This is a genomic window from Pontibacter sp. SGAir0037 (assembly GCF_005491705.1).
Lineage (GTDB): Bacteria > Bacteroidota > Bacteroidia > Cytophagales > Hymenobacteraceae > Pontibacter.
Genome location: NZ_CP028092.1, coordinates 2,155,457 through 2,179,955 on the forward strand (window position 1 = coordinate 2,155,457; position 24,499 = coordinate 2,179,955).

General features: G+C 47.4%; 18 protein-coding genes, 1 tRNA gene and 2 pseudogenes. 6 read left to right on the plus strand and 15 right to left on the minus strand.

The genetic code is table 11. The features are described 5' to 3' along the window. The first annotated feature begins 92 nt into the window (after window positions 1-92). A complete protein-coding gene (gene ychF, locus C1N53_RS08720; protein ID WP_137758935.1) occupies window positions 93-1,190 on the plus strand; it encodes a redox-regulated ATPase YchF in 1,098 nt (365 codons plus the stop codon). Between the two features lie 89 nt (window positions 1,191-1,279). On the opposite strand, the gene C1N53_RS08725 is transcribed toward ychF, so the two are convergent. From C1N53_RS08725 to C1N53_RS08735, 3 genes are all read right to left on the minus strand, one after another. Next, complete coding sequence (locus tag C1N53_RS08725; RefSeq protein WP_137758936.1) at window positions 1,280-2,596, minus strand: DUF5103 domain-containing protein; 1,317 nt, start codon at window positions 2,594-2,596, stop codon at window positions 1,280-1,282. 162 nt (window positions 2,597-2,758) lie between these two features. Beyond that, window positions 2,759-4,114: a PAS domain-containing sensor histidine kinase gene (locus C1N53_RS08730; protein WP_137758937.1), complete on the minus strand. Its 1,356-nt coding sequence runs from the start codon at window positions 4,112-4,114 to the stop codon at window positions 2,759-2,761. Further along, window positions 4,104-5,492: a sigma-54 dependent transcriptional regulator gene (locus C1N53_RS08735; protein WP_137758938.1), complete on the minus strand. Its 1,389-nt coding sequence runs from the start codon at window positions 5,490-5,492 to the stop codon at window positions 4,104-4,106. The genes C1N53_RS08730 and C1N53_RS08735 overlap by 11 nt, the downstream gene beginning before the upstream one ends. Before the next feature lie 298 nt (window positions 5,493-5,790). On the opposite strand from C1N53_RS08735, the gene C1N53_RS08740 reads away from it, so the two are divergent. The 4 genes from C1N53_RS08740 to C1N53_RS08755 all read left to right on the plus strand — a co-directional run bounded on the left by C1N53_RS08740 (window position 5,791) and on the right by C1N53_RS08755 (window position 12,454). After that, the gene (locus C1N53_RS08740) at window positions 5,791-8,196 is read left to right on the plus strand and encodes an ABC transporter permease (protein ID WP_137758939.1); all 2,406 of its coding nucleotides are present in this window, start codon (window positions 5,791-5,793) and stop codon (window positions 8,194-8,196) included. Window positions 8,197-8,338: 142 nt separating this feature from the next. Then, entirely contained in the window at window positions 8,339-10,744 is a 2,406-nt protein-coding gene (locus C1N53_RS08745) for an ABC transporter permease (protein ID WP_137758940.1), read from the plus strand. A gap of 237 nt (window positions 10,745-10,981) precedes the next feature. Next, window positions 10,982-11,053, plus strand: a tRNA-Glu gene (locus tag C1N53_RS08750). A 252-nt stretch (window positions 11,054-11,305) separates the two neighbouring features. After that, window positions 11,306-12,454 (plus strand): site-specific integrase, encoded by a 1,149-nt coding sequence (locus C1N53_RS08755; RefSeq protein WP_137758941.1) that lies wholly within the window; start codon window positions 11,306-11,308, stop codon window positions 12,452-12,454. Window positions 12,455-12,506: 52 nt separating this feature from the next. Here the strand turns inward: C1N53_RS08755 and C1N53_RS08760 are convergent. Beyond that, a pseudogene (locus tag C1N53_RS08760) lies at window positions 12,507-13,631 on the minus strand (IS3 family transposase). 76 nt (window positions 13,632-13,707) lie between these two features. After that, window positions 13,708-13,893, minus strand: a complete 186-nt coding sequence (locus tag C1N53_RS08765) for a hypothetical protein (protein WP_137758943.1) — start codon at window positions 13,891-13,893, stop codon at window positions 13,708-13,710. Between the two features lie 257 nt (window positions 13,894-14,150). On the opposite strand from C1N53_RS08765, the pseudogene C1N53_RS08770 reads away from it, so the two are divergent. Next, window positions 14,151-15,715, plus strand: a pseudogene (locus tag C1N53_RS08770) (IS1182 family transposase). A 208-nt stretch (window positions 15,716-15,923) separates the two neighbouring features. Here C1N53_RS08770 and C1N53_RS08775 read toward each other — a convergent pair. The 10 genes from C1N53_RS08775 to C1N53_RS08815 form a co-directional block, all read right to left on the minus strand. After that, the gene (locus C1N53_RS08775) at window positions 15,924-16,322 is read right to left on the minus strand and encodes a hypothetical protein (protein ID WP_137758944.1); all 399 of its coding nucleotides are present in this window, start codon (window positions 16,320-16,322) and stop codon (window positions 15,924-15,926) included. A 200-nt stretch (window positions 16,323-16,522) separates the two neighbouring features. Continuing rightward, window positions 16,523-17,107: a hypothetical protein gene (locus C1N53_RS08780; protein ID WP_137758945.1), complete on the minus strand. Its 585-nt coding sequence runs from the start codon at window positions 17,105-17,107 to the stop codon at window positions 16,523-16,525. Between the two features lie 44 nt (window positions 17,108-17,151). Then, window positions 17,152-18,708, minus strand: a complete 1,557-nt coding sequence (locus tag C1N53_RS08785; RefSeq protein WP_206077633.1) for an IS1182 family transposase — start codon at window positions 18,706-18,708, stop codon at window positions 17,152-17,154. 157 nt (window positions 18,709-18,865) lie between these two features. Then, entirely contained in the window at window positions 18,866-19,591 is a 726-nt protein-coding gene (locus tag C1N53_RS08790) for a hypothetical protein (protein ID WP_137758946.1), read from the minus strand. A gap of 155 nt (window positions 19,592-19,746) precedes the next feature. Then, window positions 19,747-20,691, minus strand: coding sequence for a tyrosine-type recombinase/integrase (locus C1N53_RS08795; protein ID WP_137758947.1), 945 nt, complete (start codon window positions 20,689-20,691; stop codon window positions 19,747-19,749). A 384-nt stretch (window positions 20,692-21,075) separates the two neighbouring features. Further along, window positions 21,076-21,990 carry an alpha/beta hydrolase gene (locus tag C1N53_RS08800; protein WP_137758948.1) on the minus strand — a complete coding sequence of 305 codons (915 nt, stop codon included), beginning with the start codon at window positions 21,988-21,990 and terminating at the stop codon, window positions 21,076-21,078. Window positions 21,991-22,101: 111 nt separating this feature from the next. Further along, window positions 22,102-22,995: an alpha/beta hydrolase gene (locus C1N53_RS08805; protein WP_240773436.1), complete on the minus strand. Its 894-nt coding sequence runs from the start codon at window positions 22,993-22,995 to the stop codon at window positions 22,102-22,104. Between the two features lie 407 nt (window positions 22,996-23,402). Further along, complete coding sequence (locus C1N53_RS22515; protein ID WP_168193995.1) at window positions 23,403-23,555, minus strand: hypothetical protein; 153 nt, start codon at window positions 23,553-23,555, stop codon at window positions 23,403-23,405. Between the two features lie 67 nt (window positions 23,556-23,622). Beyond that, the gene (locus C1N53_RS08810) at window positions 23,623-23,988 is read right to left on the minus strand and encodes a nuclear transport factor 2 family protein (protein WP_240773437.1); all 366 of its coding nucleotides are present in this window, start codon (window positions 23,986-23,988) and stop codon (window positions 23,623-23,625) included. 155 nt (window positions 23,989-24,143) lie between these two features. Then, window positions 24,144-24,389 (minus strand): DUF3817 domain-containing protein, encoded by a 246-nt coding sequence (locus C1N53_RS08815; protein WP_371415963.1) that lies wholly within the window; start codon window positions 24,387-24,389, stop codon window positions 24,144-24,146. Between the last annotated feature and the right edge of the window lie 110 nt (window positions 24,390-24,499).

The window sequence follows — 24,499 nt, forward strand, 5'->3', positions numbered from 1 at the left end:
CTGTTCCATAATTTGGTGAAGGGCACGTGCTTCTGGCGTGCCGCGTAAACTTAATTGTTGTATATTTGCAGCCTGAAATAAAAATTTAAAGAATGGGACTCAGATGCGGAATCGTTGGACTGCCAAACGTTGGTAAGTCTACTTTATTCAACGCTATTTCTAACGCTAAGGCAGAATCTGCCAACTATCCATTTTGCACCATAGAGCCTAACGTTGGTGTAATAACTGTGCCGGACGAACGCCTTCAGATTCTGGAGGATCTGGTGCACCCCGAGCGTGTACTGCCAACTGTTATTGAGTTTGTTGATATTGCCGGACTTGTGAAGGGGGCCAGCAAGGGCGAAGGTCTGGGAAATAAATTCCTGGCCAATATACGCGAGGTGGATGCCATTATTCACGTAGTGCGCTGCTTCGACGATCCGAACATTGTACACGTGGCCGGTAAAGTAGATCCTATTTCTGATAAAGAGATTATTGATACGGAGCTGCAGTTAAAGGACCTGGAATCAGTTGAGAAAAAGCTACTGAAAGTACAGCGCACCGCCAAAGCAGGTGATGCTAAAGCCAAGAAAGAATTCGCCAGTCTGGAGAAGTATAAAAACCACCTGGAGGCCGGGTTAAACGCACGCAGCCTGGATGTTACAGAAGATGATCTGGAAGCTGTGGAAGACCTGAACCTCCTAACAGCCAAGCCTGTGATTTATGCAGCTAACGTAGACGAGGACTCTATGAACTCTGGTAATGCGTTTTCTAAAACCCTGGAGGAGCACGTGAAAAACGAGAATGCACAGGTGGTTCTGATATCTGCCTCCATCGAAGCTCAGATTGCGGAACTCACTGATCCGGAAGAAAAAGAAATGTTCCTGGCAGAGTACGGCTTAAAAGAATCTGGCCTGAATAAACTGATCCGTGCTTCTTACGAGTTGCTTAACCTGATCACATACTTTACGGCAGGTGTAAAAGAAGTTCGTGCCTGGACGATTGGCAGAGGCTGGAAAGCACCTCAGGCGGCCGGTGTCATCCACTCGGATTTTGAGAAAGGCTTTATTCGTGCCGAGGTTATTAAATTAAAAGACTACCAGGAGTTTAAAACCGAAGCCAAAATAAAAGAGGCCGGTAAAATGGCGGTGGAAGGGAAAGACTACGTGGTTCAGGATGGCGACATCATGCACTTCCGTTTCAACGTATAGTAAATTTTTTCTATAGTAGAAAAGGCGGGTTAATACCCGCCTTTTTTGTTTCTGATAATAATAATGGTGCCAACCAGCTGTGGTTCATCTTACCTTTTGTTAAAATAAACTTCGTCATAGCCAATCAGCAGATCGGCCCTGGAACCCGGCGGGCGGTAATAGATCAGCACATCATACGCATTGCCTGTGCTGAAATGGCTGCCCTCAAAATAAGCGGCATCAGCTTCTGAACTGGCATTGGGTTTAAAGCCATAGTAATAATTGTAGTAACCCTGCTTCAGTAATACCCTGCCCCTATACGCATTACGCTCTGTGTCGTAGCGCAAACGATAGGTATCGGACAAGCGGTAATCGTTAAAAGCTCCCAGCAGGTATACAGCTCCATTCGGCACCTCTTCTTCTCTTAATTCGAAATTCACCCAGGTATAATCCGCATTTACCATGGCATTCCCATACTCCCGGTTTCCATAAACCTGCTTTCCATCGGTATCGGGTTCCTGGCTGTAAACACCGCCCTGGCGGCTCCTGTTGGGCTCCAGCTGCACCTCAACAGGACTAACTTCTGTGTTAATATTAACTACCCCCACGCCATTGAATCGTATACTGCGGGTATCGAAAGGGCGAAATTCGCTCAAGCCCAGGAAATGATCTTTGGCTTCAAAGAAAGTATACTCCAGCCGTGCCTGGTCATCCCGCACAAAGGTTGGCCTCGGGTAAGTTTTAACATTATCCCAGCGGTGGTTCTGCCGCATCACCGCAATTATTTCCTGCGAAGGGTTTACTAACGGATAATCTTTGTAGAACACATTAAACTCGACCGGCTGTCGTGCCGCCCTGCCTGCAGGACCTGTTGGTGTTCCCAGTTTCGCTACCACCGTTACCAGTTCATCGTAAACGAGTAAGCGTCGTGTAAGCAGCAGGTTGCCTCCCTCCTCCGTTACCTGCAACAGGTAATTGCCACTCAACTTTACCTTTGGTATTTCAAACTGATAATGCACATAAGGTACCCGGGTGTTTACCGAACTCTGCACCTCATTGATAAAAAATTCGTTGAACTGGTTCAGGTACTGCGTTTCGGTTAGCACAGATGGAGTCCAGTCGGCATTGCAGTGAATTATTTTAGCCACCAGCCGCTGCGGCCCCACATGCAGCCGGTCAAACTCCAATACCATAGACTGCTGCTGGCGCAGCGAAACCACGGGCGGCTCTAGGTACTGATCTGCCGTACCGGTTGCTACATAGCACTGCACCGACTGCACACTCTGGTCGTAGGTATAGTCTTCGTAGCGAATGGCTGTTTGCGTTGCCCCTGTTGCTCCTCCCTGCTGTTCGATCGGCACACAAGCCACCATGCCCGCAGAAAGAAGTGCTGTAAGAAATAAAGTATAAGCTGTTTTTGATATCATTTATAAACCCAGGTAATCGTGAATATCCGCCTAAGATAGTTAAATAAATTTTAACGGAATGCCTGCACTGGGAGGTGAAGCTGATATAAGAGCGGAGCAAGTTCTATTGTTTTACATTTCTAAACTGGCGAAGGCTTGTCTTATTCTAGCCTATACTTCTGTCTAAAACTTCAATATAAACTTTGTTCCCTGCCCCAGTTCCGACTGCACCGATATACTGCCTTTGTGCAGGCGCATGATCTGGCGGGAAAGGCTTAAACCTATTCCGGAACCTGTTTTCTTGGTTGTGAAAAAGGGTACAAATATCTTAGACATAGCTTCCGGTGTCATGCCTGAACCGTTGTCGGCTATTGCAATGTTAATGCGACTACGCTCATCGTGAAAGGCTGTGATCGTGATCAGGCCGTTCTCCTGCTCTTTTACGGCTTCTGCGGCATTCTTCACCAGGTTTATGAGTACCTGCTCTATCATGGCTCTATCAGCGGAGAGCAGCAGATGCTGTGAAGGTACTTTTACTACTAACGTTACCTGTTTTTCTGCCAGCTGTTCTCTTAACAGCATTTTAGTTTCCTGCAGCAGGTCTGCCACGTTAAACAAGCTTTGTTTGGGAGTGGCAATGGTGGTCAGGTTGCGGAAATCGTTTACAAAGCGAATAAGGCCGTCGCTTCTGCGGCTAATGGTGTGCAGGCACCTTCTGATTTCGGCCAGTTCCTCTTTTAGTATTGTTACTTCCTCTGCTTCGGTATCTGTAAACGCATCTACCTCCTCTCCCGCACTGGCCGACAGAGAAGCAATAGGTGTCACCGAATTCATGATCTCATGCGTCAGCACCTTAATAAGGGTGTGCCAGGCCTCCATTTCTTTTTCTTCCAGTTCGTTCTGGATGTTCTGCAACGATGCCAGCCTGATCTGATCGCCAAGCACCGAGAGTTCGATCACATGCACCGACAGGTTAATCTGCTCCCCCCCTTTCCGGACCTGCACCAGGCTTTTGTCGCCGTGGTGCAGCTCCTGCAGCACCAGTGTTAAGGACTGGTTTTCCTGCTCCAACTCCGTTAATTGCTGTGCCTGCCCTACCTGCAGCAACTTCTTAGCGGCATTGTTCATCAGCAGTATACTGCCATCGCTTTTATAGGAAATAATGCCTATGCCAATGTGCTGCACAATCACTTCAAAATAATGCAGATGCGCCTCTTTCTCGGCCCGCACTTCCCGGAACTTCTGCATTACCTCGTTCAGCTTGCCGGCCAGCTCTGCCTGCACCCTTCCCTCACTGGACTGGCTGAACTGCTCGGTAAAATCGTCGTATTTAATCGAATTCAGAAACTTAGACAGCTGCTTATTAATGCGCTCATGGTACCTGATAAGCAGAATAACCTGCAGCAAAACAAGTAATGCCAGTCCTATATAGGTACCCCTGTAGTCGGGGCTGAAATTGAGGCGTGAAAACACAAAAATGGTGATAGCTAATAGCCCTACCCGTAGCAGCAGCTGAAGCCTGTAGTTTTTAAAGCGCATACTTTTCTAACCTCCGGTACAAGGCTCCCCTCGAAAGCCCCAACTCTTTTGCTGCCTTGGAAATGTTACCATCGTGTTTTTGCATGGCGCGCTGCACCGCATCCCGTTCCAGATCATCGAGGCTTTGTGCATCCGGTGTGGTGGTAGCGGCATGCACATTAAATTCTTCTTCCGGCATAAAGAAAAAATCGTCGGGTTGCAGTTCCCGGTTATCACTCATGATGGATGCCCGCTCCAGCACATGCTGCAGTTCCCGCACATTGCCAGGCCAGGTATACCGCTGCAGCTTTTCCAGGGCTGGTGCCGATAAGCGCTTCAGGGCTTGTTTATACTTTTTGGCATAAGCAGCCAGAAAGTGATCAGCGAAAAGCGGTATGTCTTCAAGGCGCTTTCGCAAAGGGGGCAGGTTCAGTTCTACGGTATTGATGCGGTAAAGCAGGTCCTGGCGGAATTCGTTCCGCTGCACCATTTCCCGCAAGGGCATATTGGTGGCGCAAATCAGGCGAATGTTTACAGGTATGGGTTTGTTAGTGCCTACCCGTATGATTTCGCGCCGCTGCAGTACCGTGAGCAGTTTAGCCTGCAGCGAAGGCGAAAGATTGCCGATCTCATCTAAGAAAAGGGTGCCTCCGTTTGCAGCTTCTATCCTGCCGATCCGGTCTTCTTTGGCATCGGTAAAGGCTCCTTTCTTATGCCCGAACAGTTCACTCTCGAAAAGAGATTCGGTAATGGCCCCCATGTCCACTGTAATGAATATTTTATCGGCCCGGGAAGAGCGCTGATGTATAGTACGCGCAATTACTTCTTTACCTGTACCGTTTTCGCCTAGCAGCAGAATATCGGCGTCGGTGCGGGCCACTTTATCTATGATTAAAAACAGGTTGCGCATAGCACCACTCTGCCCGGTAAGAATCTCCTGTTCCGGGCTTAAAGCAGCCGAGAGTGTTTTGTTCACTTCCTTCAGCTGGCTAACTTCTTTGTAAGAGCTCTTCAGTTTGGAGGCAGCCGATAGCGTAGCCAGCAGCTTTTCATTTTGCCAGGGCTTCAGCACGAAGTCTGTGGCCCCTTCCTTCAGGGCACGCACTGCCATCTCTACATCTCCGAAAGCGGTTATCATCACCACCACCGCCGACGGATCATACTTCAGTATCTCCTTCAGCCAGTAAAAGCCCTCCTGGCCGCTGGTGATGTCCTGGCTAAAGTTCATGTCGAGCAGAATAATATCGAACTCTTCATTAGAAACCAGGAAAGGAATCTTCTTCGGGTTCTTCTCCATCACTACTTCTTTCGCATATTTGCGAAGAAGCATCTTTGCCGAAAACAAGATGTCCTCGTTGTCGTCAATCACCAGTATGCGGCCCAGTTGCTGTTCTTCCATAGGTTGTTTCAGATACAATAGTTAAGATGCCAGACACCAGCTTTCGGAATTGTGCTGTGCCTTACACAGCTGCTCCCTAAAAATATTGTGCCAGTTAAATATTTACCTAAAATAGGCAAAAAAGGAGGAATTATACCAGCGTTTACTGTTCAGCCGTGGACATAAATTGTCCGCCAATGGACACTCGTTCGCCTATGCCTGTGCCCTGAACAGCCAAAAAACTATATTTAGCCTTTTGGCATAGCAATGGCATGCGATAAAGCAGATCCTTTGTTGTATACCATTCTAAACCTGTACTATGTTAAAAAACTACTTCCTCACAGCCTTCCGCTCGCTCTTACGCAACAAGAGCTACAGTTTGCTGAATATAACCGGACTTGCCCTCGGTATTACCTGCAGCATCCTGCTTTTCCTGGTGGTTAAATACCAGCTCAGCTTCGACACTTTCCATAGCAAGGCAGATCGGGTGTACCGGATAGTGGTAAACTTCGAGGGTTCCGACTATAAAAACCCTGGTGCCCATTTCCCGCTTACCGACCTGATCAGGAGCAATCAGAACCTGGGGTTCGAGGCCATTACACAAATTGAAGGCAGCGGTTCTGTACAGATTAACATAGTGGATGACAACAACAAAACCATTAAAAAACTGATCGAAGATAATTCTATCGGATATGCTGAACCATCCATTTTTGAAGTACTGGATTTTGGAATGGCTGCCCAAGGCCTGGGTGCTTACCTGGAGGAACCCAATGCGGTGATTTTAACAGCCAGCATAGCCGAAAAATATTTTCCAGGTGAAAATCCGGTCGGCAAACTAATCCGCTTAAACAACCGGCATACTTTAAAAGTGGCTGCAACCATGCCTGATATTCCAGCCAACACAGAGTTTCCGTTTGTGATGCTTATCTCTTATAAAACCATTGAAAAAGAGCAGCCGACCGATTGGGGAAATCTATCAAGCTCGCACCAGGCCTTGCTTATTTTGCCAAAAGGCATGGCAGCAGCCACCGCCGAAGAAAATCTGAACAATTTTTTGCAGCGCTTTAGCACAGAAGAACGCACCCGGCGGACACAGGTATACAAATTACAGCCCTTGAGTGATATACACTATAACCCCGCTTACCACGGGGGCTTTGCCCAAACTGCCATTGCAAAAGAGGTACTATACGGTATGGCGCTGGCAGGACTTATTCTGCTTTTAACGGCCTGCATCAACTTTATAAACCTGGCAACGGCTCAGGCTCTGAAAAGAGCAAAAGAAGTGGGCGTACGAAAGGTATTAGGTGGCAACCAGCAACAACTGATCCTGCAGTTTTTATGTGAAACATTCCTGGTGGTGCTCTTTGCCACCCTGCTTTCCGTAATACTGGCAGAACTGGCCTTGCCTTTCCTGAACGAAGTGATGCAGCTATCTATTTCCTTTAACCTGCTCCAGGACCAGGTGCTGCTTTTATTCCTGGTACTGCAAACAGTGGTAGTTACGTTGTTTGCCGGCTTTTACCCGGCCTTCGTTATATCCAGCTTTCAGCCTATTACAGCACTCAAAAGCCGCATTAATTTACAACATATCGGAGGTATCTCTTTAAGGCAAGTGCTGGTGGTCCTGCAATTCACCATCTGCCAGGTACTTATCATTTGCACTATCCTGGTAAACGACCAGATGGAGTTTTTTAAAAACAAAGCTCTGGGTTTCGATAAAGAAGCTGTCGTATCGGTTTACTTACCGCAAGGCAAAAGTATTAAAACAAGTTTTCTGCGGGAGCAACTGCTTCAGAATCCTGCCATCAGGGGTGTAAGCTTCGCCTCAGATGTTCCTTCTTCAAGTAACGTTAGCTCAAGTAATATCTACTTTGATAATGCCACACAGGATGAAGATTTCCAGTCGCATCAGAAGTTTGTGGATGCCCAGTACTTCGATCTTTTCGACCTGAAATTTATAGCCGGTGGCAGGTACTCAGACAGCGATTCTGTAAAGTACATGATCATTAACGACACTTTGCGGCGCGCCCTCGGTCTTGCCAGTGCCGAGGAAGCAATCGGGAAACAGATTTCTTTGGGAGGCGGTCCGGAGTTCAGAGGCCCTATTGTGGGTGTGGTGGCAGACTTTCACCAGACCTCCCTTCACCAGCCCATTGCGCCTATAATTTTAACCCGGAACCCCGGAGATTATAGCATGTTAGCTGCAAAAATAGATATTATCCAACAACAGGAGGCACTGGCGCATCTGGAGCGTATTTTTGAGAAAGCTTATCCGGAGGATGTTTTCAACTATGCCTTCTTCGACGATACCATAGCTGAATTTTACGAAGAACAGGCCCGGCAGTCGCTGCTGTTTAAAGTGTTCTCTTTCATTTCCATTTTTATCGGTTGCCTTGGCCTGTATGGACTGGTTGCCTTTATGGCAGCACAACGCACCAAAGAAGTAGGCATCAGAAAAGTGTTGGGCGCCTCTATTCTAGATATCACCATGCTTTTCTCTAAAGAATTTGTAAAGCTGGTGCTGATAGCTTTTCTGCTGGCCGTACCACTTTCTTACTACATTATGGATTTCTGGCTGTCTGATTTCACTTACAAGATCAGCATCAGCTATGGTGTTTTCCTGCTGGCCGGTTTTATAACAATAGCCATCGCGCTGCTTACCATGAGTTCCAAAGCCATACAGGCCGCCACGGCTAACCCGGTTTTATCCCTCAAAAATGAATAAGAAAATGTATTAATTTTTAATATGCTAGTATGCTGGTGAGACTTGAAAAGTGGGGAATTGGAAGATGTTTCGACAGACATTTTTCTTTTACCTTTTAACGCTCTAACTCTTGTACTCTTTACCTCTTAGCTCCTAAAACTCTATGATAAGATCTTATTTTTTAACAGCACTTCGCTCCCTGGTACGGAACAAGAGCTATAGCTTTTTGAATATTGTGGGTTTAGCGCTAGGGATTACCTGCAGTATTCTGCTATTCCTGGTTATTCGCTACGAACTAAGCTTTGATACTTTCCATCCCAAAGCAGATCGAATTTACCGCATTACCACCACTGTTACCCGCGAAGACCAGTCAAAAAAAGAGTCTTCGGTCTACTTCCCGGTAAGCACTGTTCTCCGCCAGAACAACCCTGGCTTTGAGAACCTATCGCAGGTATATGCCGATGAAAATATTCAGATAAGTGTTCCCGCAGCATCCGGCAATGAACCGAAACATTACCTGGAAGAGGGCCTGATTGGTTTTGTAGAGCCGGAATACTTCGATGTGTTTGATTTTGCCCCGGATAAAGCAAGTTTTCAGGAAGGCCTGCAGGAGCCTAATACAGCGGTGCTTACCCGATCTCTTGCTGCAAAATATTTTCCGGGTGAAGACGCTACAGGCAAAATCATCAGACTGAACAACAAGATAAACCTGAAGGTGCTTTCGGTTATACCTGATTTGCCTGCCAATACTGACATGCCATTTTTCATGTTTGTGTCTTATGCTTCTGTAAAAAACTACTCCACCTTCGACTTGAACTCCTGGAACTATAGCCTGAGTTACCAGCATGTATACCTCACGTTGCCTGCTCATGCCAATGTTGCTGCCTTCGAGGCGGCCATGAACCGGACCCTGAAGGCACATATGCCGCCTAATAAGAGCGAGATTACTGCTTTTGCTTTACAACCCCTGCACGACTTCCACTACAACCCAGATATCTCTAACTTTTCCGACCAAGTAACGCCACGTACCACGATTTGGGCTATGGCAGTTATCGGTATTTTCCTGGTGCTGACGGCCTGCATTAACTTTGTGAACCTGGCCACAGCACAGGCCATTAAACGAGCCAAAGAAGTAGGTGTCCGCAAAGTATTAGGCAGTAACCGCAGTCAACTGATGTTCCGCTTTTTTGGAGAAACACTGCTCATAACACTCTTTGCTACTTTAATTTCAGTTATCATGGTGGAGCTAAGCCTGCCCTACCTTAACAACCTGCTGGAGCTACACCTGAACTTCAGTCTGTTGCTCGACCCTGTGCTGCTGTTATTCCTGGTGCTTGAAATTGCGGCTGTCACCTTTTTCTCCGGCATTTATCCTGCTTTTGTCATGGCGCGTTTCCGGCCGATAGATGCGCTTAAAAGTAAAATAGCCACACAGCAGGTTTCGGGGCTCTCGTTTAGAAGCACTTTGGTTGTAGCTCAGTTTACAATTTGCCAAGTGCTGATTATCTGTACCCTGGTTGTAACGGAGCAGATGCAGTATCTTCGAAATAAATCATTGGGATTTAATAGAGAAGGTGTTGTACAGGTGATACTTCCAAGCCAGTCTGCCAAAAAGCTCATGGCATACCGGCAGGATATCCTATTGCATCCTGCTGTAAAAGCAGTAAGTTTTGCCCTGGCTCCACCCTCCTCTAACTTCACGTATGGCACCAGCTTCTTTTATGAGCGGTCTACCGAAAAGATGCCCTTTCATTCCAACACTAAATTTGCCGATGAGAACTACTTCGACATGTTCAATATTCCATTTGTTGCAGGCCGTGCATATACACGAAACGATACGGCTACCGAAGTAGTGATTAACGAAACCATGCGCCGCAAACTTGGTCTTAAATCACCGGAAGAGGCATTAGGCAAAAAAATATCTTTTGATGGGAGAAGTCAACTCCCTATCATCGGGGTGGTAGAAGATTTTCATCAGAATTCCCTTCATGCCGGAGTGGATCCTTCTATTATGACCACCAGCGCCGAAAATTACTTTTTTTTGACAGCTAAAATAGATGTCGGCCAAACAGAAGCGGCTTTACGCCATATCGAAAATACCTGGCATAAAGCTTATCCGGACAATGTATTTGATTATGAATTTTTAGATGAAACCATTGCAGCCTTTTACCGCGACGAAGCCAGGCAGAATACGCTTTTTAAAGTTTTTTCCTGCATAGCCATCCTGATTGGTTGCCTCGGGTTATACGGCTTAGTGGCCTTTATGGCAGCCCAGCGCACCAAAGAGGTAGGTATACGCAAAGTGATGGGGGCATCTGTATTGGATATCACCGTGTTGTTTTCGAAAGAGTTTATAAAGCTGGTTATTATTGCTTTTATTATAGCGGCCCCTGTAGCTTATTACCTCATGCAAATGTGGCTTCAGAATTTTACTTATAAAATCGACATAAACTACCAGGTCTTTGTTTTGGCCGGCACAGCCACACTCTTGATTGCCCTGCTTACCATGAGCGCTCAAGCCATTAAAGCAGCAGTAGCTAACCCGGTGCTATCCCTGAAGAGTGAGTAGCTTTTGTCATTATAAGATCTGAAGCTCAGAAACTATTAACTAATGCATTAACACCATCACATGATTTCGCACCTGTTCCTGGTTCTTACGCTCATTCTTTGAAAGCCTTTTCAGTAAAATATTTTAAAAATTTCTAACTGAAAACGAGGCAGATACAAGGTATAAGGTAAAAAGTATACCGCCACTGTTTGCAATTAAAAAGACGACCGCTATATTTGCATCACCAAACGACAAAATGGTCCGTTCGTCTAGGGGTTAGGACTTCAGATTTTCATTCTGGCAACAGGGGTTCGATTCCCCTACGGACTACAAGTTATCATACCAAAATCAGCAAAAAGCCTGCAAACTAAGTGTTAGCAGGCTTTTTGCTTTTATGCCCCCACCGGAATATTCGGCTTTTCCCGAAAAAAAGGAGCGTTATTCGGTGCGTCATTTTAAACAGTTTTATTGACTCACCGAATCGCGCGTAACTTCTTAAATCACAGCATGTACAGGCGCTGTACATCTTGACTTTCGGCTGGCTGCAAGGCTAACTTTATAAACCTTTAAAGCCTTAGAGCCATGAGCAAGCGCATCAGAATTATCTTTTACCTGAAAAAACAAAGAAACTATTCATCTGGCCCCGTGCGCATCACCGTTAGCGGGAAGAGAGCCGAGATCTCTACAGCCAGGGAATGTGAGCCCCGCCGCTGGAATGCATCTGCCGGAAGGGCCATAGGTACAAAAGAAGCTGTTCTTTCCCTGAACGCTTACCTAGACACGCTCCAGCAGAAAGTATACGAAGCCCACCGTAAACTACTGGAGCAAGGAAGAGAAGCCACTGCAAAAAAAGTAAAAGCTGCCTACCTGGGCAAGCAGGAAAAAGCCAGCATGCTCGTAGAAGAGCTAGAGGCACATAACCAGCGCGTAGAGGCCCTACTAGGCTCCGAGTCCACCCTAAAGGGCTACAAAACATCTTTATACCACATAAAGGAATTTCTTTTAAGTAAACATGGCATTAAGGACATAGACTTAAAGCAAATGGACTACGGCTTTATATCGGATTATGACTTTTACCTCCGAAGTACCTGTGGCTGCTCTAACAACTCCACTTTAAAGTACATGAAGCTGCTCAAAAAAGTCATCAACGAATGCCTGCACCAAGGGCTAGTGGAGAAAGCCCCTTTCCTCCACTACAAAGGCAAAGTAAAGCAGTTGGATCGGGTATACTTGACTGAGGAAGAACTGCAGAAAATAACAGCCAAAGAGATGGTCACCGAGCGGCTAAGCCAGGTTAGGAACATATTCCTATTCTGTTGCCTGACGGGCCTTGCCTACACATACGTGCAGCGGCTCACCAAAGAAAACATCATCAAAGGCATTGACGGGGAAGCCTGGCTTGTTGTCCAGCGGCAGAAGACCGGCAACCCTACCCGCCTACCTTTGTTGCCATCGGCCAAGTTGATTCTGGACAGGTACCGGCAGCACCCGCAGTGTCTCTACAAAAACCGCCTGCTGCCTGTGCTGAGTAATCAGAAGATGAACGCGTACCTCAAAGAGATCATGGACGTGTGCGGGATCTCAAAACCCGTCACCTCCCATACTGCTCGCCATACCTTTGCCACTACCGTTACGCTGCTGAACGGGGTGCCGATGGAGAGCGTATCGAAAATGCTCGGCCATACTTCCATCAAGACCACCCAACATTATGCCAAGTGTAGACTTCCCTGAAAGTTGGCCATTTAAAAGTTGAGTAAATGTTTAACTTGAGCTCCTCCCATTTTTAGGACCGGTCAAAAGTAGAGAATTCGGGTTTCTCTATATTCTTTTTTACCCACTCTTCTGGCGTTTTGTCACCCAGTGAACTGTGTGGCCGGAAGCAATTATATTCCTGCCTCCACGCCTCGATTTTCTCCCTTGCGTCTTCAAGACTGAGGAACCAGTTCACGTTCAGGCACTCATCCCGAAAGCTGCCGTTGAAAGACTCAATAAGGGCGTTATCCGTGGGTTTGCCCGGCCTGGAGAAGTCCAACGTCACTTTGTTTTCATAAGCCCACCGGTCCAGTGCCTTGGAGATAAACTCACTACCATTGTCCACTTTGATACGCTCCGGCACTCTGCCGTGTTGTTGTTTTAACCGCTCCATCACGGCCACCACCTGTTCCCCTTTGATCCCCTGGTCCACCTCGATGGCCAGGCATTTGCGGCTATAATTATCCACTACAGTTAAGGAGCGGAATTTGCGGCCATCAAAGAGCTGGTCAGCCACAAAGTCCATGCTCCAGCAAGCATGTAAATTGCTAGCAGGAAGCTGCTCCAATCGGTGAGCCGCTGTCCGGCAGCGCCGGGGCCGCAGGCTTCGCAGGTTCAGCCCTTCCAGCTTATAGAGCCGGTGGACGCGCTTGTGGTTGTCCGGCCAGCCTTCCCGACGCAGCAGCGTGTAAATCCGCCACATGCCGTAGCGCACCCTGGTCTGCGCGATCTGGCGCATGCGCGCCCGAAGCACCAGGTCCTTTTCTTTCCCTTTTGCCTTATAGTACCAGCCTGAGCGGTGGAACATCACCACGCGGCAGGCCCGGTGGATGGAAACCCGGTAATCCGTCAGCAGGGTCACGGCCAGCGCCTTGAGTTGGGCTGGCCTTAAAACTTTTTTTTCAGTACATCCTGCAGCATTTGCTTGTCCAGGCTCAAGTCAGCCACCAGCTGCTTGAGGTGCCGGTTTTCCTCTTCCAACTGCCGGAGCTTACGCAATTCCGACACTCCTAAACCACCGTACTTTTTCTTCCAGTTGTAGAAGGTGGCCTCTGATATGCCCATCTTGCGGCATACCTCCGCCACCGACACGCCAGTTTCGGCCTGCTTGATGGCGAAGATGATCTCTAGCCTCGGTAAACTTTGATTTCTTCATGGCAATTCGTTTTGTTTTATTACGACAAATTGCCCGTTTCCTCTACTTTACAGCGGTCCGAATTTTAGGGGGGAGGTCAAACTGAGGTCATATCATTTACTATAGTTAATTTTAATCTGTCATTTTGAAAAGAGTATAAAGCACCCATTCCTGAAATCTGCTGGTCAGTTATTTGAAAGCTATATTTTTCTAAAAGGGGACGGTAGTACTTTTCAAAACAGTAGTCTAAATACTCTTTTATTCCTTTTGGTTCTTCTTTCATAATTTTAATGCCAGCTAACTGGTCAGTAGGCGCAGCGGTAGAAATTAGTTATTCAGAACGTAGCTCAAGCTGCTGCTCCCGCTACTGGCTTCTGCCGTTGCTCGTAGCTGCTGCTCCTTTTAATATAATTTTGCCATAACGGACTAGTATAAACGACGGCGGAGGCCGTCGGCTGATGCTGGCGTTTATACCTTGTGCTTGTTGCACAACCTATTGAAGATAGTCGTAAAAGGATATATTACCAAATCTTTGATGGGATGCAGGGCAGGAAAACTTTCGAAGACGAGCGGGAGCTGCGCTTCTCGCTCTCGGCGCACGTGCCGGCGCACAACTTCTACCGGCGGCTCAAGGACAGGCTCGACCTCTCGTTTCTCTACCAGCTGACGGCTCCCTACTACGGCAGGTGCGGCCAGCACTCGATTGACCCGGTGGTCTTCTTCAAGCTCTGCCTAGTGGCGCACCTGGAGAACATCTCCTCTGACCGCAAGCTGATCGAGCACTGCAGCCTGCGCCTGGACCTGCTCTACTTCCTCGATTACCAGCTCGACGAGCCCCTGCCCTGGCACTCGACCGTCTCGCGCACCCGCCAGCTTTTGCCCGCCTCTCTCTTTGAAGAAGTCTTCACGCGCGTGCTCTCCCTGTGCGTGGAGGCAGGCATGGTCTCGGGCCACACGCAGGTGGTGGACTCGGCTCTCGTCAAAGCCAATGCATCCATGGATTCCCTTGAACTGAAGGTGCCCCAGGAGACGCTCAATGCCCACCTGGAACGAGTCAGGGTCATCAGCCGCGGGGATCGCATAGCGAAGGCCAACAAAGCCAGCCAGCAGCAGCGTACCATCACGGCCAGCCGGGAAGAATTGCTTGAGATCCGGGCCCGCAACCGCAAGTGGCAACTGGAACAGAACTACCACCCGGGCGCCCATAACAAGGGCGCCAAATACACTTCCAACAAGACACATTACTCGCCCGTGGATCCGGATGCCCGCATCGCGATAAAACCGGGCAAGGCCCGCAAGCTCTGTTACCTTTTGCAGCTCTCGGTAGACACGAGCCGCCATGTGATCACGCACGTGCAGGCCGCACAAGCTGACCGCAAGGATAGTCTATGCCTGCCCGCCATAGTCAGCCATCTTCAAGCAAGGCTACAACTGCTTCGCCTGAGCTGCACCGCGCTGCTGGCCGACGCCGGCTACTCTTCAGGCAGCAACTACGCCTTATTGGAACGAGAGGGAATAAGCGCCTTTATCCCGCCACACGGCACCTACAAGGGTGGCCCTGCGGGATTCACCTACAACAGAGAAGAGGATTACTGGCTGTGCCCCTGGGGCAAGAAAGCTACCTTCCGCAGAGTGGCAGCCAACCGGGTCGAAACAAATAAAATGAAGATCTACCTGACCACCAGAAAGGATTGCAAGGGTTGCCCTTACCGTGAAGGCTGCATTGGCAAAGGCCATGAGCGCAAGGTGGAAATCACTTACTACCGGGACGAGTACGAGCGGGCCATCAGCCGGGTCAACAGCCGTTGGGGCGGCGCATGAAAGGGCTGCGGCAGGCCACGGTGGAACCGGTACTGGGTACGCTGCTAAACTTCATGGGAATGGGCAAGATCAACACTCGCGGACTGGAAGTAGCTAATAAGGGAATGATTATGGCAGCAGCAGCATACAACCTGCAGAAACTGCTGCGCTTCACCCCAAAAAGAAGCCAGACAGCTGTCTTGGCCCTGCCCAGACCAGAGCCACAGGAGTTTTTCAGCCTACTTTTAGCAAATCGGAAGGTATGGTGGGCGGGGAAAGAAATAGGAGAAACAAGTTATGCTTGAGTTGTGCAACAGCTACCCTTGTTAGGTCTTGTTTTTTTTTCTGCAAAGGCTGCACGGCTCTTTTCTGTTTTTGGCCTGATTTTCAGAAAATAGCCCGAAAACAGCTGATGCACTAAAGCTGCAATCCGCCTTTCTGCCCCAAGAACTTATAAGGCATAGCTTCTTTGAAGCAGCATGTCTGCCTCCGAATCAGCTCTATTAAGCAAATTTATTTTCTTCTATAAACTACAGAAGGGCCATCGTTGCCATCTATCCAAATGTATAGTAGGTTGTTTTCGACTTTAAAGAAGCTCCTGATAGAATTTGTCTCATTGTCATAAACAATCCTGTTATAAATCTTTTTATCCAAATTGCTAGTTTCTTTGACAATACTGTACAAGCCACTCCTTGTTAGTTGCCAATTAGTAATAATTTCATAGTTACTTTCAGTGAACTTCATGATGGAACCATTGCCATGAGGGAAATCAGTTGAAGCACCAGTCATGCCATTAGTCGCTGATTTCATTTCCCATTCACCAACTATAGAATCATTTACTATATTTTCTTCTTCACAACTTGAAAAAGAAAGCATTGTAATAAAAAATAGCGGGAGTAAATACTTTTTCATTTTGACGAATTTAATGATAAATTAAAAAAAAGGTTTGTAAGTTATTTCTGAATGATAACTTTATTACTGTTCCTTTTATTTAGATGACCATTTGTAAATACAATAGGTTGCATCATTATGTTGAAAATGTTTAAAATTAGACCTAACGGACTTGGCCATAAGGCGGCGCAGCTGGCTTATGGGTGTGGTTAGCAGCAGGTTTAATACCCATCCCAATGGGGAGGTAGTTTCATGTTACTGAAATAATCTTTAAATCTTAGAATGCTTAGTGAATAATGAAATTCACCATGTTCACCGTCAACCCCAAACTCTACCTTCAGTTTTTGTCCGTCAATAAGCCACATTGCCTTGTGTATGCCATTGGGATTATAGGATTTATTATTTTCAAAACCTTCCTTTTTTATAAAGTTTGACTTCACAGGCTGTCCGTACTGCGATGTATACTGCTTTATCAATTTATCAGCTTGTCGATAAAGTCTATCGTAGTTTTCAGCGGTGATTGGATACTCAAGCGATGTGAAGCCTATCTGATTTAAACTATCTTGCCTTACCACAAAGGACCAATGACCATAGATGTCGCTACTATTGTCGTAAGCAGACACACTGAAAAAATCAGAACCAAAAGGATAGTATTTAAATTCTTTCCCTAAATCAATGAATTTTGAGGTAATGTCACATAAGTCAACTTTTTCAGAGTAAAGCTTGGTGTCGAAAACAGAAATAGTTTGACCAAAAGAAAGTCGTACTAAAACTTGCAGTATAAGAATAAGTAGGATTCTCTTCATTTCAATATTTTAATTTACTGCTAACGGCAGTTTGTCTAATAACCTCAGCCTGTTGGCTTGTTAAAGATAGGGAATTTCGGATATATTGTATTGGAAGTCAGTTTTTTATATTTCGGCAGTTGCGCTTCTACTAAGCCCTTCAGGTGCATCATCATGATTAGAATGCCCGCAAAGGAACTGACATAGGCCAGCAGCCGCTCCCAGCCCACAATTCGGCGGATGCGGCGCAGGTTGTAGGCCACCAGCATCAGCCCCACGTCGGCCGAGGCCCGTCCCATGCCCTTCTTGGTGAGTACGTAGCTGTAGCCCCACTGCCGTTTGAGCGTACCGAAGGGGTGCTCCACGATCGCCTGCCGCCGCTTGTAAAGCGCTGGGTTGTTCTCTATGTTTTGACGGTTGCGCTCGAAGACGGGCGAGTAGAGGTTGCGCTCGATGAGCCGACCGTTCTTAGCCACGGTGCAGAGGTGGCGCACGGGGCACGTTTTACAGGCCTTGCTGCGGTACTGGTGGAAGCTGGTCTGGTTGCTGCGCCCCCTGTGCTTGGTGTAAACACTGCCATTGGTGGTGAGTTGTTGGCCCGCGGGACAGGTGTAAACGTCTGACGCCTGGTCATAGGCGAAGTGCTCCAGGTTGTAGCCGGGATCTGGAGCCGTGGAGGCGGGGGCCGGTACAGCTACCAGCGTGGTAATCCCTAGCTGTTGGGCGATCTCCAGCTCTGAGCCCGTATGGTAGCCCTTGTCAAAGAGGGCAGTGAAAGAGCTGTTGCCCACGATGCGCTTGGCCCGCCTGACCATCGCGCCCATGGCCTTGGAGTCGTTGCGGTTGGTTACCCGGTAGTCGATCAGAAGGCAGTGGCGGGCGTCCACGGTGGCCTGCACGTTGTAGGCCACCTCGGTGATGGTGTTGCGAATAATCATCTGCCGGCTCTCGGTATCGGAGGGCGAGACCTGCTCCTCCCCTGAGTCCTCCAGATGCTGCAGAAGGTGCAGGTAATACTGCCGCCGCTGGGCGTGGCGGGCCAACGTACAAGTCAGCTTTTGCGTCACGGCCGCATCATTGGCCTCTTCCAGGGCAAGCGCGCAGTCAGCAAGCCTCCGGTCGATGTAGGCCAGGTGGCGATCGATCTTGGCCCTGTTGTAATTGTTCTTCTTCGAGTTCTGGGCCCGGAGTTTGGTGGAGTCGCCGGCCAGCAGCTCTCCCCCGATCAGGTGAAAATGCTGGGCCAGCTTCACCGTGGAGCGGAAGACGCGGGCGATAGCTTTACTGTTGTTTTTGCGGAAATTGGCGATGGTGTTGTGGTCGGGGGCGAGCTGGCCCAGCAGCCACATCACCTCCAGGTTGCGGCAGCATTCCTTCTCCAGGCAGCGGGAGGAGCGGATGCGGTTCAGGTAGCCGTAGACCAGGAGCTTGAGCAGAGCGGCGGGAGCATAGGCCGGGCGCCCGTTCTCGGGGAATTCAGTACGGAAACCCAGCTTATCTAGCGGAAGCGAATCGACAAATGCGTCGATGAAGCGAACCTCGTTATCCGGGGAGATCAGCTCCTCCAGGCTGGCCCCGCCACCGGGGGACTCATGCCGGCTACAGGCTTGTTTTAATTTCATGGCTAAAGAAGGTAAGTCTGTTATTCCTTAGCCACTTAACTTGATAAAAGTTACAGAATGAAGAAAGTTATTAGACAGTCTGACGCTCTAGTGCATGAGGCGTGCAAGGCCGTCGGTCGTGGCATGGCTTATGCACCTTGTTGTGTGAGGCCCTTTTTTATTCTTTTATTATTTGTTCTTGCTGGGTAAACTCAAAACATTCAAGAGATTCAGATTTAATAATCTTTTTTGCTAATTCTTCGCCACAGCCAAGCAGTAAAAAGCCTTGGTCTTCAGGGTGGCAAAAGCACCATCCTTTATTTTCTGCAAAGAAGTAACTTGGAAAGTCTTGATTCTGCTCAATGTAAACTGTTGTAAGTTCTGACAACTCTCCGAAGAAAAGCCAATCCACAACTTCTTCATTTTCATGTAAACCTTTCCCGTTCAGTACGTCACCAAAGAAGAAGGTTGGAGTCGTTGTACCGAGAATGCTGATGATTTCTTTAAGAGTTTCAATATCCTTTTCAAGTAAACTTCCTAGATTAGGCGGCCACTCCTTATCAATGTTCCAGATAGTTTGTGTGTCTATGTGTTTATTATAAGGGATGTTCAGTTCTTTTGATAGTTCTTTATAGGAAGTTCTTTCCAATCTGTCTTTGGCTGGATGCCCATTGATTACTCCATACTTATTCCAGAACTCTACCCTTTTATTAAGGTCTTCAACTGATTTGGTATTGTAAGAGTATTCTTTGATTGGCATCTTCTTATCAATGCAAATAGGCATCAGTATTTTGATGTACCTTTCAAAGCTTGGAGGCAGTAAGTTACTTACCTTTCCAAAACCATCCTGGTCAACACCATTGCTTATCCAATCAACTATACTAAAATCAAAAACTCTTTTCATTATTTGGGTTACACACAACTACTGTGTAGCAGGAGTACTACTCCTACTATCCGCACTATGTGTGGTGTGGAATTGGCCTGTTTTGGTTTATAATTTTTAAACTTAGCGCACTTGTACCCACACTAGACATATCAAAGAGCTAATATAACACTACTCTACAAATAATCAAGCGGACTCACAATTTTATCTAATGCATAGCTGGTAACGTGGGTATAGATCTCAGTGGTTTTGCTGCTGTTGTGCCCCAGCAGCGTCTGAATGTAACGAAGATCGGTTCCCTGCTCAAGCAAGTGAGTGGCAAATGAATGCCGTAGCGTGTGGGGTGTCGCTTTTGCCTTCACTCCTCCCTTCTCACGACAGGCCTGGAATACCTGGCGTAAGCTGTCGGTTGTGTACTGCCCGCCGTACTGCCCTTCAAACAGCCAAACTTTGGGCTTGTACTCCTTATAATAGGCACGAAGGGTCTCTAACAGTTTCGGCGAAAGAAGCGTGGTGCGGTCCTTCTTGCCCTTGCCTCCACGTATAAGCAGCAGGTTCCTGTCCGACTGCACATCTGTGAGCTTCAAATTGATTACCTCCCCTATTCTCAGCCCGCTTGCATAGAGCAACTGCAGCATACACCTGTGCTTGAGGTTGTCCGTTGCGGAAAGGATTTTCAAAACGTCCTGCTTGCTGAGTACCAGGGGCAATTTATCAGCTTTCTCAGGACGCTCTATATGTTGTAGCTGCACCTCGTGGCGACCCAGCACCCGGTGGTAATAAAACTTTACAGCATTAACACTTTGGTTCACAAAAGAATAAGAATAGGTACCGGCCTGCACCAGGCCACGGTGGTAGGCATTTATGTCCTCTTCCGTAAAGGCATTGATCTTTTCCATACCAACGGATTCATGACTGTTAAGGAAACGTAAAAGTAGGCTATGATAGGTACGAAGTGTGTTCATGCTGTAATTGAGCAGAAACAGCTTCTCTATGTAAGCCAGAGGACAACTGATGTATTCTTGCCCCTTGCTGTAGCTCTGTTCCCAAAGCTGGCGCATCAGGTTCTCGTCCTTAATCTGCAACTCCTGGCTGAGCCACAGCCAGGCCATATAACTCATGCAGCAGAGCTAGAATATGCTGGCCTGCGGGGTATGGGCATTGCAAAGTACCTATAGGTTTCGCTCTGCTTTATTCAGGAACTGCAGCTAGCTGGCTTCGACTTCCGCCACTTCACCCACCTCTACCGCACCACCAAAGGCAATTCCTATCACTTCTGCTACGACTACGGCTACTTGCTGCTACGCGAAAACGAGGTGCTTATCGCTAACTGGCGGCCCTACATGGTGGCAGATGTTTTCCGCTAGTGGGCTGCATGCTGGCTTCTACACCATCTTTTGAGGAGTGGTGTTTTGCCTGTATAAAAGTATCGCCTGAATCAGGTATTTACTGTAACTTTAAACCATAGCAATTACAGCTACCTGAGATAATAAAAAAATGTGCTCTTAAGGCAGATTCTTTTTCTCATATTTCCAGTTAGGGTCCTTCGAAAGACCTGCAGGTTCGCCTGTGAACAGCTTACCTGCCGCACTGTCACCTTTGAGCTGCCATTTGTACCAGGCAGTGGCAACCTTGGCAAATTCTCCGCCATGCGGCTGGCCGTATGTACCACCATGTCCAACATCCATATTAGCCATAAAAACCGGTACATGATTAATTTGCTCATAATCGTCCATGCCATTAGCGTATGCAATGTCCGTTTCACCTCCTAGCATGTATAGAGTTGGAGAATGAATGCTTTTCAGGTTTTGCTTTGTAAGGTTGGGCATGGCACTTCTGCCGTTCCCGGGTGTATTGAAAATGCCGCTGTTGCAAACCACTACAGTGCTCACACGGGAGTCGGAAGCCACTTCAAGCGTTTGCAGGCCACCGCAGGACATGCCGCTTACTGCTACTTTGTTGACATCAATTTTATGGTAGTAAGGGCTCTTCTTGTCGTTATTCTGAGCAACCGCCCAGTCAATGGCATCAAGGAGCTGGGATGAGGCCGATCTCCCAGTCCCTTTTTCTCCTTCCTGTGGCATAGGTCCGATAGCGATTACTAAAAACCCATAAGAGGAAATCTCCGACAGAAAGTTTACATGTTCCCAGGGAGAATTGGCACAGGCACCGTTACCCCAGGCAATGATGGGCAGCTTTTTCTTTTTACCAAAAGCACCCAGGTTCTCCGGCCGGAAGACAGTATGCGTAGGAAGTGTGCTCTCGGTGAGCATAATGGCGCTATAGGGTCCTGTTCCGCCGTCTTCCACCACTCTAAACGTAGTTTGCCCTGTAGTAGACGGCCGCTGCGCATAAGCGGACTGTAAGGCGCTAAGCAAAGACACGAACAGGAAAGCAGCAAGTAAAACTTTAATTTTCATATAGCATTTGATTCTGTAGTTTAAAGGTCGCATTCGTCATGGAAGAAGACCTCCGCTCACACTCGTATTCAAACCCATAAAATTTTCAGCAGCACATAGATGTGACATGCGCTATTTTACTGCCCGGGTGTTTCCGGACTTAGCTGTAACAAAGTCGTTAACCTTCAGCCAGTGCATAAAGGCTTCGAACCAGCGATTACTGGTCCGGTCGGGATTACCAAGGCCGAAACCGTGGCCACCGTTCTGGTAGAGGTGGAACTCGACGGGTATACCTGCTTTAAACCAGGAATTAATCACCCCAAACTGACCGTGGAAAAGAAAATCATCAGTAGCGATAACATTAAACATAGGAGGCGCATTCTTCGGCACCTCTACCGGACCCATACCGCCGTAAATCGGGCCGATAAAGGCTAGTTTCATGGTTTTAGAATTAAGTGTGGCGTGCATTGTAAGGCCAGCACCGGCTGAAAAGCCAATCATACCTATTCGATTAGTGTCGACGCCCCATTCCTTGGCCCGTTTAAGTATCATGGCGTAGGCGGCCTCGGCATCTTCGAGCTGGTTAGAAAGGTCAAGCTGCGGTGGACCTGGCGGTGTTGCGCCTTGCGATGCATTTGGAGCCGAGGCTGTGGCACCGCGGGGATTTTCCATCCATGCTTTAAAGTCGTCGAGCGACTCTGGAGTAGGGTGCAGCCTGTACTTGAGCACAAAGGCAGCGATTCCCTGCTTGGCAAGTGCTTCTGCTACCTCCCAGCCTTCGTTGCTCATCGAAAGCCACCTGAAACCGCCACCTGGTGCCACGATCACGGCCATGCCATTCGCCTTGCCTCGTTCAGGCAGGAAAGGCGTAAGGGTAGCAGTCGAGATATTGCGTGCCATCGGATCGCCCCACTGGCGAAACCAGGTTTCAGGAGCTGGCTGGTTATCTACACCGCCTGTGCCAAGCGGAATAGCCTTCGGCTCTGCTGGAGCTTTCAGTGGATAGATGGTACCGTCCTGAGCCATTGCTGATGAGGCAAGAACAAGGAAGGTGACTATAAAGAATGGTTTAGCCAAATGTTTGAGGTTACAAATCATGGAAACGGGAACGATAAGTGAGGTTAATGTATATATTTATCGATTAAAGCAATATAAAAATCTGCCACCCACCCGCTTTCGCTACTTCTCTCATTCTACTATGGGTATTTTCCTAAAGCTGTGGCTTTACCCAACTAAAAAATGTATAAGATACACTTATAAATTTAAGCAAATTAATTTACGAGACAAACAATTGCCTCTTTAAATTTTACTAGAATGTATAGTGCTATTTATTATTCTTTTAGCATCTTCAAAACCTTTTCCCTTCAGTCTGCCAGATTTTTAGAGGCTTTATGAGTTTCATTTAAAATTCCCAAGGAGGCAAGATCTTAGTCTTAGCTTTCGGGCATTCTATCAACTTCATCATTTTTTGATAAATCACTTTTAGCTTTTTTTGCCGCAGCTTTAAGCAACTCCTGATGTTCTTTCCTTTCCTTAAATTCTTTTTGACGCTGCTTCTTCTGTTGATCTCTTGACCTTGTACTCATTCTATAACATAATTAGTTTTTAACTGGTAGACCGTATTCTTACATATTTCAAGCAATTCTTCCACTTCTAGCCTTGCGCTTCTGGCTTGATTACGAAAGCCTGTAATCCGGCCATCTTACCGTTGCGAAATTGCCAAACATCGCAGTACGCATAAAGCGCCTCCAGCCCATCTTCATCTTTTAGCGTTATATTACCGAGAGCCGTAACATAATCCCCCTCGGCAATCAAATTTGCCACTACAAACTTTGGCGGCTCCATATAAGCTGTTGCCATCCACTGTCGTACGGCCTCCTTCCCGCGCAGTGTTTTATCACCTACAAAAGTCCACTCCGTGTCGTCGGTGCAGTATGATAGAAATCCCTCATAGTCGCCAACAGAAATAGCCTCATTAGCTTTTTTCAATACTGATTTATTATTCTCTTGTATATTCATATTTCTTTTGTACTAAGGCTACGGTGTGGTTACCTATACGAGGTATAGCGTAAGGAAGTCATTGCTGCAAGACCTTCTAACACGGGCAATTGGTCATCAGAGCAGTCAGAGACAGCTGTTTCTGTTGCAGATGGCTTACTCTTCTTTTTAGTTGATTAATTTTGGTCTGTCTGTATGTAGCGGAGTATTTTATAGTCAATGTAAAAAGTCCCAAATGGGATGAAACAGGCAACAAGGATTTTCCAGGTCGTTACTTTAAATTCCCATTGTTGCTCTATACTTACACGCAAAGCGTTGATCACAAAAAACAGGAACAAGGCTCCATGCACGGGTCCGGCAGGGCACAGAATAATTGCTACCGAAACAGCACTAAAATAGAAGCACCAATAGCTGGACAACAACCATGCTGCACCAACAAAGATGCAAAAGTTTACGCAAGAGAGCGTTTACGCAAGAGAGCGTTTATTATCAGGCTGGTTTATCCTTTCAGACGGAGCTGATCAGAGAAATG

Excerpts from the sequence above, each read along its gene's own strand:
- ychF (WP_137758935.1), top strand. The coding sequence starts at position 93 with ATGGGACTCAGATGCGGAATCGTTGGACTGCCAAACGTTGGTAAGTCT.
- C1N53_RS08725 (WP_137758936.1), bottom strand. The coding sequence starts at position 2,596 with ATGATATCAAAAACAGCTTATACTTTATTTCTTACAGCACTTCTTTCT.
- C1N53_RS08730 (WP_137758937.1), bottom strand. The coding sequence starts at position 4,114 with ATGCGCTTTAAAAACTACAGGCTTCAGCTGCTGCTACGGGTAGGGCTA.
- C1N53_RS08735 (WP_137758938.1), bottom strand. The coding sequence starts at position 5,492 with ATGGAAGAACAGCAACTGGGCCGCATACTGGTGATTGACGACAACGAG.
- C1N53_RS08740 (WP_137758939.1), top strand. The coding sequence starts at position 5,791 with ATGTTAAAAAACTACTTCCTCACAGCCTTCCGCTCGCTCTTACGCAAC.
- C1N53_RS08745 (WP_137758940.1), top strand. The coding sequence starts at position 8,339 with ATGATAAGATCTTATTTTTTAACAGCACTTCGCTCCCTGGTACGGAAC.
- C1N53_RS08755 (WP_137758941.1), top strand. The coding sequence starts at position 11,306 with ATGAGCAAGCGCATCAGAATTATCTTTTACCTGAAAAAACAAAGAAAC.
- C1N53_RS08765 (WP_137758943.1), bottom strand. The coding sequence starts at position 13,893 with ATGAAAGAAGAACCAAAAGGAATAAAAGAGTATTTAGACTACTGTTTT.
- C1N53_RS08775 (WP_137758944.1), bottom strand. The coding sequence starts at position 16,322 with ATGAAAAAGTATTTACTCCCGCTATTTTTTATTACAATGCTTTCTTTT.
- C1N53_RS08780 (WP_137758945.1), bottom strand. The coding sequence starts at position 17,107 with ATGAAGAGAATCCTACTTATTCTTATACTGCAAGTTTTAGTACGACTT.
- C1N53_RS08785 (WP_206077633.1), bottom strand. The coding sequence starts at position 18,708 with ATGAAATTAAAACAAGCCTGTAGCCGGCATGAGTCCCCCGGTGGCGGG.
- C1N53_RS08790 (WP_137758946.1), bottom strand. The coding sequence starts at position 19,591 with ATGAAAAGAGTTTTTGATTTTAGTATAGTTGATTGGATAAGCAATGGT.
- C1N53_RS08795 (WP_137758947.1), bottom strand. The coding sequence starts at position 20,691 with ATGAGTTATATGGCCTGGCTGTGGCTCAGCCAGGAGTTGCAGATTAAG.
- C1N53_RS08800 (WP_137758948.1), bottom strand. The coding sequence starts at position 21,990 with ATGAAAATTAAAGTTTTACTTGCTGCTTTCCTGTTCGTGTCTTTGCTT.
- C1N53_RS08805 (WP_240773436.1), bottom strand. The coding sequence starts at position 22,995 with ATGGCTCAGGACGGTACCATCTATCCACTGAAAGCTCCAGCAGAGCCG.
- C1N53_RS22515 (WP_168193995.1), bottom strand. The coding sequence starts at position 23,555 with ATGAGTACAAGGTCAAGAGATCAACAGAAGAAGCAGCGTCAAAAAGAA.
- C1N53_RS08810 (WP_240773437.1), bottom strand. The coding sequence starts at position 23,988 with ATGAATATACAAGAGAATAATAAATCAGTATTGAAAAAAGCTAATGAG.